This is a genomic window from Achromobacter pulmonis, from assembly GCF_002885955.2.
GTDB classification, from domain to species: domain Bacteria; phylum Pseudomonadota; class Gammaproteobacteria; order Burkholderiales; family Burkholderiaceae_B; genus Achromobacter; species Achromobacter pulmonis_A.
In genome coordinates this window covers 616,493-631,431 of the sequence record NZ_POQS01000001.1, presented here as the reverse complement: position 1 = coordinate 631,431, position 14,939 = coordinate 616,493, and the positions used below count along the sequence as shown (strand labels likewise).

The window sequence follows — 14,939 nt, the reverse complement described above, 5'->3', positions numbered from 1 at the left end:
CGAGGCTTATTGATCGGACTCGGTCTGGTCGACGTCGAAGATCTGGAGCACGCCCGTCACTTGCTGTTTGTCGTCGACGACGATCAGTTCCTTGATCTTCTCTTCGTGCATCAGTTCTTCGGCCACGACCAGGCGTTCGGACTGGTTGATGGTCTTGGGCGTCTTGGTCATGATGTCCGAAGCGGTGAGCGTGGTGCTGGCGTCTTCTCTTTCGAAGGCGCGGCGGATGTCGCCGTCGGTAATGACGCCGCAAAGCTGGCCGGCGTTCATGACGATGGCCAGGCCGAGGCGGCCGCGCGTGATGGTCTGTATGACTTCCCGGAAGCTGGCGTCATGAGCGCAGAATGGCAGCGCGCGCGAGTGCATCACGTCGGAGATGCGCGTGAGCAGCTTGCGCCCCAGGCTGCCGCCCGGGTGGAAGCGGGCAAAGTCTTCGGGCTGGAAGTTGCGCGCGGTGGAAAGCACGACGGCCAGGGCGTCGCCCATGGCGAGGGTGGCGGTGGTGGAGCTGGTGGGCGCCAGGTTGTTGTTGCACGCCTCGTGCGGCACCGAGATGTCGAGGGTGACGTCGGCGTTGCGCGCCAGGGTGGAGTTCATGTTGCCCGTCATCGCGATGACCAGGTTCTTCTGGTACTGCATGAAAGGCAGCAGGCGGATCAGCTCCTCGGTCTCACCGCTGTTGGAAATCATGAGCGCAACGTCGATCGGGCGGATCATGCCCAGGTCGCCATGGAATGCTTCGCCGGGATGCACCGAGAACGACGGAGTGCCGGTAGAGGCCAGGGTGGCGGCGATCTTCTTGCCGACGATACCGGACTTGCCCATACCCACGACGACGACGCGTCCCTGCATGTTGAGGATGCAGTCGATCGCCTTCTTGAAGTCGCCGTTGAGGCGGTTGCTCATTTGCTGAAGCGCGTCGATTTCGGTTGCGATCACGCCCCGTGCGGTATCCAGGTAGTCCATGTTCAATTCAGTCCGTTCTTTATTCGAATTAGTATGCGTGCTGTCTATTGGCGCATTTCCGTCATGACGGTTTGGTAGCCCGCGGCGTCGCGGAACACCGATGCCTTGCCTTGCGCGTCCAGAATCCGGTCCGCCAGTTCGCGGAAGGCGCCCTGGCCGCCCGCGGTGTCCAGGCTGTAGCTGGCTTGCGATTTGATGTAGCCCGGCGCGTCGGCCACGGCGAACGAAAGTCCGCAGGCGGCGAAGGCGGGCAAGTCGATGCTGTCGTCGCCGATGCATGCCGTCTGGGCGGGCGTGACGCCCGCATCGGCCATCAGTTGCAGGCAGGCCGCGTGCTTGTCCTTGACGCCGAATGCGCTAAGCGAGAGGCCGAGGTCCTGCACGCGCCTGATGAGCGCGGGCGAGCTCCTTCCGGAGAGCACGGCGACGCGCACGCCGGACTCCTCCAGCAGGCGCATGCCCAGGCCATCGCGTACGTGGAAGGTCTTGAGCGCTTCGCCCTGGGAGTCATAGTGCAGTTGGCCGTTGGTCAGGACGCCGTCGACGTCGGTGATGACCAGCCGGATGTCGGCCAGGGAAGGCGCGGTGGTTTCGGGTTCGCCGCTCATGAGCGCGCGCACGCGCGCCAGGCATGCGGGAGTGTCGACGCCGGGCCCGGTGGGTTCGACGCGGAAGGCGCGTATTTTCATGCCGGCGGCAAGCAGCCGCAGCTGTTCGAGTTTTTCCGCTCGTTCCAGCATTGGTTGCGGCAGCGTGGCGTACCGGGCGACCACGTCGCGGCGGTAGGCGTAGACGCCCACATGCTTCAGGTAATCGGCGTTCGCGTCGGCGTCGCGCGGATAGGGGATCGGGGCGCGGCTGAAGTAGAGCGCATCGCCATTGTCGGCCAGGACCGCCTTGACCGTGTTCGGGTCCAGCGCCTCTTTGCCGTCTATGGCGTGGCAGAGCGTGCCGACATGCACCGAGGGGTCGCCGAGCATGCCCTTGACGAGCAGGTCGATGTCGGCGGGGCGGACCAGGGGTTCATCGCCCTGCAAATTGACGTAGATGCCCGCCGGGACCGATTGCATCACTTCGCCCAGGCGGTCGGTGCCCGATTGATGGTCGGGGGAGGTCATGACGACATTGCCGCCGAAGGCCCGCACCGCGGCGGCCACGCGCTCGTCGTCGGTGGCGACCAGTACGACGTGCGCCGCTGCGACTTCGAGGGCGCGCTCGTACACATGCTGGACCATGGGCTTGCCGAGAATGTCGGCCAGCGGCTTGCCGGGCAGCCGCGAAGACGCATAGCGGGCAGGGATGACGATCGCAACCCGGGTGTCTTTGGACAACGTGGTGTTCATGTCCATTACCGGATGACGAGCGGGGCGAAGGACTTGACCAGGTCGTCCACTGCCTTGACCTGGCTCAGGTAGGCTTCGAGGTGTTCCAGCGGCAGGGCGCTGGGGCCATCGCATTTGGCCTTGTCCGGGTCCGGATGGGCCTCCAGGAACAGGCCGCCCAGGTTCAGGGCCATGGCCGAACGCGCCAGTTCCGCGCTTTGCGCACGGCGGCCGCCCGACGCCGCGCCGCCCGGATCGCGCTGCTGCAGCGCATGCGTCACGTCGAAAATGATGGGAAGGTTGTCGCAAGTCTGCTTCATCACGCCAAAGCCCAGCATGTCGACGACCAGGTTGTCGTAACCGAAGCATGAACCCCGGTCGCAAAGAATGAGCTGGTCGTTGCCGGCCTCGCGGAACTTTTCCACGATGTGGCTCATTTGCGAGGGGCTGAGGAACTGCGGCTTCTTGATGTTGATGATCTTGCCGGTCTTGGCCAGGGCGACCACCAGGTCGGTCTGCCGGGCGAGGAAGGCCGGCAGTTGCAGAACGTCAGCCACTTCGGCGACGGCGGCGGCCTGCCACGGCTCATGGACGTCGGTAATGACGGGAACGCCGAACTCGGCCTTCACCGCTTCGAAAATGCGCATGCCTTCTTCCAGGCCCGGACCGCGGTACGAGTGGATGGAAGAGCGGTTGGCCTTGTCGAAGCTGGCCTTGAAAACGTACGGAATACCCAGTTTGGAGGTGACTCGCACATATTCGGCGCAAGCCTGCAGGGCCAGGTCCCTGGATTCCAGGACGTTGATGCCGCCGAAAAGCACGAAAGGCAGTTCGTTGCCGACCTGGATGTTGTCGCGAATGCTGATGACCTGCGCAGCCATTGGGTTCTCCATGTGTATATCGGTTGTGCGAATCCAGGTTCGCATCGGTGTTGTTCGGTGAGCGGATCGTTCGGCGCTATAGCGAGTCGCTCAACGCCTTGATCGTCGCCACGATCTGCTCTTCCGTATGCATACAAGAAATAAAAAACCGCAGCCTCGCCGACTTCTCGGGCACGGCCGGATACAGAATCGGCTGCACGTTGATCCCTTGCTTGAAGAGTTCGGCCGACGCGCGCGTGGCTTTCAGCGAGCTACCGGTGATGGCGGGCACGACGGCCAGGCCGGTGCTGGTGCCGGTGTCTATCCCGGCGGCGCGGGCCTGTTGCAGGAAGAACCGGCCGCGGGCCTGCAGGGCGGCCACGCGGTCGGGCGATTGCTTCATCTTGCGCAGCGCCGCCAGCGACGCGGCGGCGACGCTGGGCGGCATGCCGACGCTGTACAGGAAGCCGGGGGCCAGGAATTTCAGGTGTTCGACCAGCGCGGTTTCGCCGGCGATGTAGCCGCCGCAGCCGGCCAGCGTCTTGCTCAGCGTGCCCATCCAGATGTCGACGTCCTTGCCGTCGACGCCGAAGTGTTCGCTGATGCCGTAGCCGCGCGTGCCCATGACGCCCAGGGAGTGGGCTTCGTCGACCATGAGAAAGGCGCGGTGGCGCTGCTTGACCTCGATGAAGCGCGGCAGGTCGGGGTAGTCGCCGTCCATGCTGTAGATGCCTTCCAGCACGATGAGGACGCGTTCGAACTGGCGGCGCTGGTCGTTGAGGATGGCGTCGAGCGCTTCCCAGTCGTTGTGGGGGAAGGGCAGGCGGCGCGCGCCGGAGAGCTGGATGCCTTGCAGGACGCTGTTGTGGATCAGTTCGTCGTGCAGCACCAGGTCGCGCGGGCCGAAGAGGTAGCCGATGGTGGAGACGTTGGTGGCGTGGCCGCTGACGAAGGTGATGGCGTCGTCCACGCCGTAGAGGGCGGCGATCTCGGTTTCGAGTTCGCGGTGCACGGGGCGTTCGCCGGAAACCAGGCGGCTGGCGGACACCGAGGTGCCGTAGCGGTCGATCGCGGCCTTGGCCGCGGCGATCACGTCCGGATCGCCGGACATGTTCAGGTAGTTGTAGCTGGCGTAGTTGATGTAGCCGTTGCCGCTGATCCGGGTGGCGGCGCCGGCGGTGCCTTCATGCAGCTTGAAGAAGGGGTTCTTGACGCCGAGGCGGCTGGCGCCGTCGTTGATGATGCGCAGCTGCTGGTAGCCGGGGTGGAGATGGAAGCGGTAGTGTTCCTCGGGGATCTCGGCTTTCTTTTCCGCGGGGCGCGCCAGCGCCTGGCCGGAGGGCGCGGCGGCCTGGCGCAACTTGCGCTCCAGCGCTTGCTGGATGAGTTTGTCTTTGATGCCGGCGGCAAGGCCGGGCAGCTTTTTTACGGTGCTCAAGTCTTGCCTACTGGATCATGCGTTGCTTGGGAAGGCTGCCGTTCTGCTTGATCTCGTCGACGAATTCGGAGACCGAGCTGGCGCCGACTTCGGCGGCGTGGTGCGCGACGACCTGCTGCACGCTGGCGGTGAGGGCGTCGCCGGCGTCGTGTTCGTCGCGCAGCAGCAGCACCAGGCGTTCGGCAAGCTTGGCCGGCGTGGGGCTTTCGTTGAGCGCCATGACGGGCAGGCGGATGCCGAAGCGGTTCTCCAGCGCGACCACCAGTTCCACGCCCATGAGCGAGTCCAGGCCCATGTCGTAGACCGAGCGGGTGGCTTCGATCTTGTCGGGCGCGACACGCAGGATTTCGCCGATCTCGGCCTTGAGCATGTCGGTGAAGCGCTCATGCAGGGCCTCGTCGTCCAGGGTGGCGATGAGGTGGGCGATGTCGTCGGCGCCGCTGTCTTCTTCGCCGGCGTCGCCGGCCTGGCGGGCGATGTCGGAGAACTTGGGCAGGCCGGAGGTGGGCAGGAAGCGGGCCAGCGCGCGCCAGTCCAGTTCCAGCACGCCGAGGCCGGAGGCGTCGGCGGCCAGCATGGCTTCGAGCGCGTCCAGCGCGGTCTGGGAGGCCAGGGCGCCGCCGCCCATGCGGCTTTGCAGGGCGTCCTTGATTTTTTCGTTGCGGGCCAGGAAGCCCACGTCGTCGATGGCGCCCCAGCGCACGCAGGTGGCCGGCAGGCCTTCGGCGCGGCGCTGGGCGGCCAGGCGTTCGAGCCAGGCGTTGGCGGCGACGTAGTTGCTTTGCCCCGGGTTGCCGAAGAGGGTGGTGGCCGAGGAATAGCAGATGAAGAGGTCCAGCGGCAGCGCGCGTGTCAGTTCGTGCAGGTGCTGCGCGCCCAGGACCTTGGCGGCCAGGGTACGCTGGATCTGTTCGGCGTTGGCGCTGCGGGCCAGGCCGTCGTCGATGACCACGGCGGCGTGGACCACGCCCTTGAGCGGCGGCAGCGTGGCGGCGGCGTCCTGCAGCAGGCCGGCCAGGGCGTCGCGGTCGGTGACGTCGCAGGCGGCGGCGTGGACGCGCACGCCCTGTGCTTCGAAGGCGGCGATGGCGGCTTTCGCGGCGTCGTTGGCGGGTCCGCTGCGGCTGATCAGGATCAGGTTGCGCGCGCCGCGCTCGGCCAGCCATTGCGCGGTGCGCAGGCCGAAGCCGCCCAGGCCGCCGGTGACCAGGTAGCTGGCGTCGGCCGGCAGCGCCAGGCTGTGATCGGCCTGGGCCGCCGGATGGTGCACGCCGCTGATGCCGTTGCGGTAGGTGACCACGATCTTGCCGATCTGGCGCGCCTGCTGCATGTAGCGGAAGGCGTCGACGATGTCGTTGGCGTCGAAGACGGTGTAGGGCAGCGGATGCAGCGCGCCCTGGCGGAACAGCGCCATCATCTCCGCGAACAGGCGCTGGGTGAGGTCGGGGCGCTCGTTCATCAGCTGGTCGGCGTCGATGCCGAAATAGCTGATGTTGTTGCGGAACGGGCGCAGGCCGATGCGGGTGTTCTCGTAGAAGTCGCGCTTGCCCAGTTCGAGGAAGCGGCCGAAGGGCTTGAGCACCCGCAGGTTGCGGTTGACGGCTTCGCCGGCCAGGGAGTTGAGCACCACGTCCACGCCGCGTCCGTCGGTGTCGGCGAGGATCTCGTCGGCGTAGGACAGCGAGCGCGAGTCGTAGATGTGGCGCACGCCCAGCAGGCGCAGCAGGTCGCGTTTTTCGTCGGAGCCGGCGGTGGCGTAGATCTCGGCGCCCAGCCATTGGGCGAACTGGATGGCGGCGATGCCGACGCCGCCGGCCGCGCCGTGGATCAGGATCTTCTCGCCTTCTTCGAGGCGCGCGAGGTGGTGCAGCGCGTAGTAGACGGTGAAGAAGGTGCTGGGAATGGTGGCCGCGGCTTCGAACGAGAAGCCTTCGGGGATGTGCGAGATGGCGCTGGGGCGGGTCAGCACGCGGTCGCCGAAGCTGGCCGGGCCGAAGCCCACGACCGCGTCGCCGACCTGGTAGCCGGCCGCGTCCGGTCCGACGCGGGTGACCGTGCCGGCGAACTCCAGGCCCAGGGTGGGGCCGGCGAAACCGTTCTCGATGGCTTCGTCGGACAGCAGGCCCAGGGCGTACATGACGTCGCGGAAGTTCAGGCCGGTGGCTTCGATGCGCACTTCGAGCTGGTCGCCGGCGGGCGCCGGGGCGGGGCAGGCTTCCCAGCGCAGGTTGCGCAGCTGGCCGGGGAATTCGAAGCCCAGGCGCACGGCGTGCGCCCCGGTGGCCTGGCTGGCCGGCGCCGGACGCGCGGCGATGCGCAGGCGCGGCGCATAGCGTTCGCCGTCGGGGCCCAGCAGGATTTCGTCTTCGTCGTCCATGGCGGACAATTCGCGCGCCAGGGCGTCGGCCAGGCCGCCGGCATGGGCCAGCGGCAGGTCCACCATGCGGATGCGGAAATTCGACGCTTCGTTGGCCAGGGTGCGGCCATAGCCCCACAGGGCGGCGTCGTTGAGCGCGTGCATGGCGGCGGGGGCCGGCGCATGGCGCAGGTATTGCGCGGCGTCGGCGGTGACCAGCCACACGGTGGCCGGCGTCTGGGTGCGTTCGCAGGCCTGGATGACGGCGGCGGCAAGCGCGCAGCGGCGGGTCTGCTTGGCCAGCAGCTCGTCGGGCGTTTCGTGGGCGTCGGGCCAGGCCAGGCCGTCGAGATGCACGATGTGTTCGACCGGACCGTCGGCGTCGCCGGCCAGCAGGGCGTCCAGCGCCTCGGGCGCGACGCCGGTCTCCAGGCGCACCTGGTGGCCGGCCGCGGCCAGGCTGGCCTGCAGCGCGGGCGCCAGGCCGGCGCCGTGTTCCGGGTTGCGGTCGGCCAGGATCAGCCAGCGCGCCGGCGTGGCGGGCTGCGCCGCGGTGTCGGCCGACTGCGCGGCCTCGAGGCTGGCGGTCAGCAGATAGGCGCCGGTGGCCGGCGATTGGCTGAATTCCAGCGAGCCATCGCATTGCAGGCCCAGGGATTGCAGGGTTTCCTGCCAGAAGGCGGCGGGCTGCTGGGTGGAGAGCTGTTCGCCGTTCTCGCCGGCCTGCCACCATTGCTGGCGCGCGCCGAAGACGAAGTCGGCCCAGGCGGCCGGATGGGCGCCGCAGAACAGCAGCACGCCGCCCGCGCGCAGGCTGGCGCGGGCGTGCTTGAGCGCGGCCAGGGCCGCGTCCAGGGTGTCGAATTCGCAGTGGAAGATGACGAGGTCGCAGCGCGCGGCCGGGGCGTCGCCGTCTTCGCCGATGCGTTCGGTGCGGGCGTTGGGATGGCGTTCCGCCTGCTGGTGGCCGACGTGGTCCAGCATGTCGGCGTCGGGCGAGGCGTAGCAGTAGTCGGCGACGTTGAAGTCCAGCGCGTCGCAGCAGTTGAAGTTGAAGAGCGGCGCGGCCTGGCCGACTTCCATGACGCTCAGGCGCTGGCCGGGCAGGCGGGCCGCCTGGGCCTGTTGCAGCACCGCGCGCAGGGCCGTGCCCAGGCGCTGGCCGCTGGCCGCGCCGAGCAGGCTGCGGTTGATGACGGCCGGCGTGGTGGCGCGCGGGCAGATCTGGTCGACGTCGGCCTCGCCGCGCAGCAGCGCGGGCAGGTGCAGGCCGATGCGGCCCACGGCGTGGACGATCTGCGCGTAGTCGGGGTATTCGCGCAGCAGCGTGTTCCAGATGTCGGTGGCGCCGCCTTCGCCGTTGTCGTCGGCGGGCAGCGCGATGCCGGACGCCTGCGCTTCGACGTAGCCGGCGGCCGTCAGGCGGGCGGAGATATGCCGCAGCAGGGGCGCGGCCTGCGGGGCGTGGCGGCCCAGTTCGGTGATCAGGGCCTGCGGCAGCAGGCGGCCGTCGGGCGCGATGGCGCGCAAGGCGTCCAGCGCGAAGCTGTCGCACAGGCTTTCCAGCAGCGGATCGACTTCGTCGGCATAGCGCGCGTGCGCGCCGCCTTCGGTGCAGGCGGCGACGGCTTCGGCCAGCGCGGCGCGCAGGGTCTGCAGTTCGACCGGGTTGGGGCCGAACGGCGCGCGCGGACGCGGCGTGGCGACGCTGTCCAGGAAGCTGAGATGGTCGGCCGCGGCCTTGCGCAGGCGGATGCTGCGAAAGCGCGCCTGTTCGACGGCGGCGATCTGCTCGCCGGCGGCGTTGTACAGCTCGAAGCTGGCGGTCAGCGAATGCGGGGCGCGGCGCTCCAGGCGCACGCGCGCGGCGGCCGGCTGGCCGGCGTTGGCGCGCAGGCTCAGGCGTCCGATCTTGGCGGGCACGTAGGCGATGCCCAGGCCCATGGCCGGGTCGTCGCGCAGCAGCTGGATGATGAGCTGGAACGCGCAGTCCAGCAGCGCCGGGTGCAGGTGGGCGGTTTCGAGTTCGGCGGCCAGGCAGGGCTGGGGTTCGAGCACGGCCAGCACGCTGGCGTCGGACTCCAGCCAGCCGTGCTTGACGGCGCGGAAGGCCGGGCCGTAGTCCAGGCCCACGGCGCGGGTCAGCGCGTTGTGGCTGTCGCCGGTGAAGTCGGGCGCGCGTTCCGGCAGGGCCAGGCCGGGCCGGGTCAGCCGGGTCAGGCGCGGCTCGCGCAGCAGGCGGCCGCTGGCGTGCCGGGTCCAGGGTTCGGTGCTGCCGGTTTCCTTGGACGTGATGCGGAAACGGCCGTCGCCGTCATCGAGCAGCAGGCGCAGCAGCTTGCCGGGCGCGGCACTGAGCAGCAGCGGCGCGTGGATTTCCAGCTCTTCCAGTTCGGCGCAGTCGGTGGCGCCGCCTTGCCAGCGCAGCGCGGCGGCCAGCGCGATTTCGGCGAAGCCGGTGCCGGGAAACACGACCGCGTCGCCGACGATGTGGTCGGCCAGCGTGGGATGGGATTGCGTGTCGAGCCGGTTCTCCCAGGTGTGCTCGTGCTGCGGCATGGGATAGCCCAGCAGCGGGTGCGCCAGCCGGCGCGTGAGCAGGCCCTGGGATTCGGGGGTGACCGGGTGCCAGTGGCGTTCGCGCTGCCAGGGATAGGTCGGCAGTTCGACCGGCGCGCCGGCCCACGGGAACAGCGACTGCAGGTCGAGCTGGCCGCCGCTGACGATGGCCTGGCCGGCGGCGTTCCAGATTTTCTCGGGATCGTCGCCGCCGCGCGTGGCGGTGCTGAGCACGCGGCCTTGCAGGTCGCCGGCCTTGAGGGCGTCGTTCAGGTACGAGCGCAGCACCGGGTGCGGGCCGACTTCGACGTAGACGTTATTGCCTTCGGCCACCAACTGCTGCGCGGCCTGTTCGAAGCGCACGGCTTCGCGCACGTTGCGCCACCAGTAGCCGGCGTCCAGCCCGGCGCCGTCCAGCGGCGCGCCGGTGACGGTGGAATAAAAGGGCACGTCGGCCGCGCGCGGCGCGATGCCGGCCAGCGATTCGCGGATGCCGGCCTCGATGGCGTCCATGGCCGGGCTGTGGAAGGCGTAGTCCAGGTCCAGGCGGCGATGGAACAGGGATTGTTCGGCCAGCGCCGCTTCCAGCACCGCCAGCGCTTCGGGCGCGCCGGCCAGGGTGGCGCCGCGGCCGCTGTTGAAGCCGGCCACGCACACGCTTGCGCCCAGGCCATGTTCGGCGATCAGGGCCAGCGCTTCTTCGCCGCTGACGCCCACGGCCGTCATGCGGCCCTGGCCCTTGGTCTGACCCTGCAGGCGGCTGCGCTGGAAGATGACGCGCACCGCGTCGGGCAGCGACAGCGCGCCGCAGGCCCAGGCGGCGGCGACTTCGCCCACGCTGTGGCCGATCACGGCCGACGGCACCACGCCGTGCTGGGCCAGCATGCGGGTGATGCCGACCTGCAGCGCAAAGAGCGCGGGCTGGGCGATTTCGGTGCGTTCGTAGCGGTCGTCGCCGTTCTCGCCGGCCAGTTCCTTGTGCAGCGAGAAGTCGGCGTACTGGGCGAACAGCGCATCCACTTCGTCGATGGCGGCGGCGAACACCGGATCGGCCAGCAGCCGGCGGCCCATGTTGGCCCATTGCGAGCCGTTGCCGGAATAGACCAGCACCGGGCCGCGCGCGGCGGGCAGCGCGCTGCCGGCGACCAGGCCGGGCTTGGCGTCGCCGCTGTCGGCGTATTGCTGCAGCAGGTCGGCCACCGCGTTGCACTGGGTGCCGAACACCACGGCGCGCTCGCCGTGCCAGTCGCGGCGCATGGCGGCGTGGTAGGCGGCGTTGTACAGGAACTTGGCGGGCTGGTCGCGCAGCGTCTGCGCCATCCGGCCGGCCGCGGCCCGCAGCGCGGGCAGGGTCTTGCCCGAGACCACGACGGGGATCGGGGCGGTCTTGGCCATCTTGCCTTCGGCGGCCGGGCTGCGCGGCGGGGCGCTTTCCAGGATGACGTGCGCGTTGGCGCCGCCGAAGCCGAAGGAGTTCACGCCCACCACCAGCTTGCCGGCGGGACGCAGCTTGCGGTTCTGCGTGACGACGTCGAGGTTCCAGTCCTGGAACTCGATCTTGGGATTGAGGGTCTTGATGCCGATGGTGGCGGGCACCTCGCGGTGGCGCAGCACGTACAGGGCCTTGACCAGGCCGGCCACGCCGGAAGCGGCTTCCAGGTGGCCCAGGTTGCTCTTGACCGAACCGATGGGCAGCGGCGCGTCCTTGCCGCGCTGCTGGGCCAGGGCCAGGCCGATGGCGCGGGTTTCGATCGGATCGCCGACCGCGGTGCCGGTGCCGTGCGCTTCCAGGTAGTCGATCTCGGCGGGCGAGATGCCGGCCTGTTCGTAGACCTGGCGCATCAGCGCGGCCTGGGCCTGCACGCTGGGCACGGTGAGGCCGGACTTGCGGCCGTCGGTGTTGACGGCGCTGCCGGCCACCACGGCCAGGATGGCGTCGCCGTCGGCGACCGCCTGGTCGTAGTCCTTCAGCACGAAGATGCCGCCGCCTTCGGAACGGACGTAGCCGTCGCCGGAGGCGTCGAAGACGTTGCAGCGCCCGCGCGGCGACAGCATGGACGCCTTGGAGAAGGTGATGAAGCCGTAGGGGTGCAGGTGCAGGCTGACGCCGCCGGCCAGCGCCTGGGTGCATTCGCCCGACAGGATGGCGCGGCATGCCTGGTGGAAGGCGACCAGCGAGGACGAGCAGGCCGTGTCCATGGCGATGCTGGGGCCGCGCAGGTCGAAGAAGTAGGAGAGGCGGTTGGCGGCGATGCTGGCGGTGTTGCCGGTCGCCATCGAGGCGTCGACGGCGTTCAGGTCTTCGGCCAGCCGGTAGGCGTAGTCGGAGCTGGCGATGCCGATATACACGCCGCAGTCCGAACCGCGCAGGGTGGAGGGCGCGATGCCGGCGTCTTCCAGGGCTTCCCAGCTCATTTCCAGCAGCAGGCGCTGCTGCGGGTCCATCAGCGCGGCTTCGCGCGGCGAGATGCCGAAGAACCCTGCGTCGAACCCGGAGACGTCGCCGATGGAGCCGGCGGCAAAGGTGTAGGCGGTGCCGGGATGGTCTTTGGCGGGATGCAGGTAGGCGTCGGCGGACCAGCGGTCCTGTTCGACCTGGGTGACCAGGTCGCGGCCTTCCAGCAGGGCCGGCCAGTAGCTGTCATGGGTGGTGCTGGGAAACCGGAACGAAAGTCCAACGACGGCAACGCGCTTACGCATGCAGAGTCCTTCTGGCCCCGCCACGCGGCGGGGGATGGTAAATGAGGGCGGTCGAACCGCAATGGCGGTCGGGGCCGGCCGAGGCTGCGGCGCCGGGACGGCCGGCGGCTGCGACGATCGGGAGTGCGGGAAGCCCGCGCCGGAAAATCAGGCGCGGGATAGACGGCCTGGGATGGCCGGAAGCTCCCGTCCAGGCGCTGCGAATAGCGTTATGGCGACGCCGGCGCCGCGGTTGCGCCGAAGCCGGGGCGCGAGAGTATTGCTCTGCATTCTCATTTTTTATTTTGTCGATCTGGCGACGAGATATGGCCTGCCGAACCTGCTCGATAACCGGCGAGCATGGCTTGGGCGCGGGCGAATCGCCGTGACATTTAGATGAATATGAGCCGATTTTACTGTATGTATAAGATTCAGCTAAATCCGGGAAGGAATGGCGGCGGACGGGGTTAACCCGTAGCGCCGCGCGCGCGTAAGCTGTCATTTCCCTGTCCCCGATGTTCCCGGCCGCTAGGATAACAACCATATGTAACCAAATTGGAGCAAGATTAATCAAAACGCTTCAACTGGGCGTAAGGGTTGTTGCGCAAGCGGCGTGTGCTGAAAGGTTTGCGGAAATCATCCGGCGATTACAAGAATTTCCGGTGCATTTCTGTTGCAAACAGTAGTCTGGATGCGTGATTTTACGCAACCAGGATGACCGCGCAGGACGGCTGCGGGCGTCTAGGACGCGTCGTAGAGCGGAATGGGCGGGATGCGCTTGGCGGGGGTGGGGATGCGCCAGGACGCCCGGCGGCGCAGGGCGCCGAGCAGTTTCAGGCCTTGCGGCCAGTCGCCCAGGCCGCTGTCGGCGTTGATGTGGCCGGCGCCGGACAGGATGACGATGCGGCTGCCCCAGTCGCCGGCGAAGGCGCGGGCGCGGTCCAGGCTGCAATAGGGATCGTCGTCGCTGGCGACCACCACGCTCTGGTAGGGCAAGGGCTGGCGCGGCACGGGCGCGAAGCTGCGCAGGCACTCGGGCGCGTCTGCGCGTTCCACGTCGGCCGGCGCCACCAGCAGGGCGCCGGCGACCTTGGCGCGCAGCGGCACCGGCAGCGCGGCGCTGACCAGGCAGCCCAGGCTGTGAGCGACCAGCAGCACGGGGCTGCGGGCCCGATCCACTTCCGCGGCCAGCGTGGCGATCCATTGCGCGGCGACCGGGTTCTGCCAGTCGCACTGTTCAAGGCGGACCGCAAGCGGCAGGGACGCGGCCCAGCGCGATTGCCAATGGTCGGGTCCGGAGTTTTTCCAGCCCGGGACGATGATCGGTTGGAGTCTCATGGCGGCCATCATGCCGCGCCGCTTTAGTAACTCAAACGAATAAATCGTCTTTTGCATATACGGCGACGGGCATAAGGCTGCGAGCGCGGCGGCCGCCGCGGTTTACGCGCCGCCCTCGTCGAAAAGCGGGTCGCGCGCCCTGCAAACAGGGGTATTTTTCAGTGTATGCTTGCCGTGCTAATGCACCGTAACCGGGCGTGAACACGGAAACAACCGGCGTGCGCACGGGTGCGGAACTAACGATTACAAATCATTAGAGGAGTCCAACATGAAGCCAGTATTCCGTCTGACCCCGGTCATCGCCGCGCTGGGCGTCGCCGCGGGCATGGCGTTCGGCGCGGCCGCGCAGGCGCAAACCATCAAGATCGGCGTCGTCGGCCCCACCACCGGCGCGGTCACCCAGTATGGCGATATGGTCCGTGAGGGCGTCGATACGGCGGTCGAGCGCATCAACGCCGCCGGCGGCGTGAACGGCAAGAAGCTGGAAACCGTGGTGATCGACGACGGCTGCGAGCCCAAGCAGGGCCCGGTCGCCGCCAACCGCGTGGTCAACAGCAAGATCGGCTTCGTCGTGGGCCACGTGTGCTCGGGCGCCACCATCGCCGCCGCCGACGTCTACAACAACGAGGGCGTGGTCATGGTGACCCCCTCGGCCACGTCGCCGGCCCTGACCGACGGCAAGAACTACGAGTTCATCTTCCGCACCATCGGGCGCGACGACCAGCAGGGCCCTGCGGCCGCCAAGTTCATCCTGGACAAGATCAAGCCCAAGAAGGTCGCGGTGCTGCACGACAAGCAGTCGTACGGCCAGGGCATCGCCACCGCGGTCAAGAACGACCTGGAAAAGGGCGGCGTCACCGTGGCGTTCTTCGAAGGCATCAACGCCGGCGACAGCGACTACTCGGCCGTCATCACCAAGCTCAAGAGCCAGGGCGTGGACTTCGTCTACTACGGCGGCTACCACCCTGAAATGGGCCTGCTGCTGCGCCAGGCGGCCGAGCAGGGTGTGAAGGCCAAGTGGATGGGTCCGGAAGGCACGGGCAACCCGGACATCAACGCCATCGCCGGCGACGCGGTCGAAGGCATGCTGGTGACGCTGCCGGCCGACTTCACCCAGAACGCCGCCAACGCCGACATCGTCAAGGCCTTCCAGGCCAAGAAGCGCAACGCCGCGGGCGCCTTCCAGATGACGGCCTACACGGCCACCCAGGTCATCGCCGACGGCATCAAGGGCGCGGGCACGGACGATCCCACCAAGGTCGCCAAGTACCTGCACGCCAACTCCTTCGATACCCCGATCGGCAAGGTGTCGTGGAACAAGCAGGGCGACCTGACGAACTTCGAGTTCGACGTGTTCGTCTGGCACAAGGACGGCTCCAAGACCGTCTACAAGTAATCCCGGGCGGCCTGCCGCCCAGTGA

7 protein-coding genes are annotated in these 14,939 nt (G+C 68.3%); 1 reads left to right on the top strand and 6 read right to left on the bottom strand.

The window, feature by feature from the left end; translation table 11 throughout:
- Positions 1 to 6: 6 nt before the first annotated feature.
- From C1I89_RS02870 to C1I89_RS02845, 6 genes are all read right to left on the bottom strand, one after another.
- On the bottom strand, positions 7 to 966 hold the full coding sequence (locus tag C1I89_RS02870) for a KpsF/GutQ family sugar-phosphate isomerase (RefSeq protein ID WP_102771285.1): 960 nt from the start codon (positions 964 to 966) through the stop codon (positions 7 to 9).
- 44 nt (positions 967 to 1,010) lie between these two features.
- Entirely contained in the window at positions 1,011 to 2,309 is a 1,299-nt protein-coding gene (gene kdsB, locus C1I89_RS02865; RefSeq protein ID WP_102771835.1) for a 3-deoxy-manno-octulosonate cytidylyltransferase, read from the bottom strand.
- A gap of 5 nt (positions 2,310 to 2,314) precedes the next feature.
- Positions 2,315 to 3,169 (bottom strand): 3-deoxy-8-phosphooctulonate synthase, encoded by an 855-nt coding sequence (gene kdsA, locus C1I89_RS02860; RefSeq protein ID WP_102771284.1) that lies wholly within the window; start codon positions 3,167 to 3,169, stop codon positions 2,315 to 2,317.
- A gap of 76 nt (positions 3,170 to 3,245) precedes the next feature.
- Entirely contained in the window at positions 3,246 to 4,586 is a 1,341-nt protein-coding gene (locus C1I89_RS02855; RefSeq protein WP_102771283.1) for an aminotransferase class I/II-fold pyridoxal phosphate-dependent enzyme, read from the bottom strand.
- Between the two features lie 7 nt (positions 4,587 to 4,593).
- Complete coding sequence (locus C1I89_RS02850; RefSeq protein ID WP_102771282.1) at positions 4,594 to 12,201, bottom strand: type I polyketide synthase; 7,608 nt, start codon at positions 12,199 to 12,201, stop codon at positions 4,594 to 4,596.
- Positions 12,202 to 12,921: 720 nt separating this feature from the next.
- Entirely contained in the window at positions 12,922 to 13,518 is a 597-nt protein-coding gene (locus C1I89_RS02845) for an RBBP9/YdeN family alpha/beta hydrolase (protein ID WP_102771834.1), read from the bottom strand.
- A 268-nt stretch (positions 13,519 to 13,786) separates the two neighbouring features.
- Between C1I89_RS02845 and C1I89_RS02840 the strand changes: the two genes are divergently transcribed.
- Complete coding sequence (locus C1I89_RS02840; RefSeq protein ID WP_102771281.1) at positions 13,787 to 14,914, top strand: branched-chain amino acid ABC transporter substrate-binding protein; 1,128 nt, start codon at positions 13,787 to 13,789, stop codon at positions 14,912 to 14,914.
- The last annotated feature ends 25 nt before the right edge of the window (positions 14,915 to 14,939 follow it).

Excerpts from the sequence above, each read along its gene's own strand:
- C1I89_RS02870 (WP_102771285.1), bottom strand. The coding sequence starts at position 966 with ATGGACTACCTGGATACCGCACGGGGCGTGATCGCAACCGAAATCGAC.
- kdsB (WP_102771835.1), bottom strand. The coding sequence starts at position 2,309 with ATGAACACCACGTTGTCCAAAGACACCCGGGTTGCGATCGTCATCCCT.
- kdsA (WP_102771284.1), bottom strand. The coding sequence starts at position 3,169 with ATGGCTGCGCAGGTCATCAGCATTCGCGACAACATCCAGGTCGGCAAC.
- C1I89_RS02850 (WP_102771282.1), bottom strand. The coding sequence starts at position 12,201 with ATGCGTAAGCGCGTTGCCGTCGTTGGACTTTCGTTCCGGTTTCCCAGC.
- C1I89_RS02845 (WP_102771834.1), bottom strand. The coding sequence starts at position 13,518 with ATGAGACTCCAACCGATCATCGTCCCGGGCTGGAAAAACTCCGGACCC.
- C1I89_RS02840 (WP_102771281.1), top strand. The coding sequence starts at position 13,787 with ATGAAGCCAGTATTCCGTCTGACCCCGGTCATCGCCGCGCTGGGCGTC.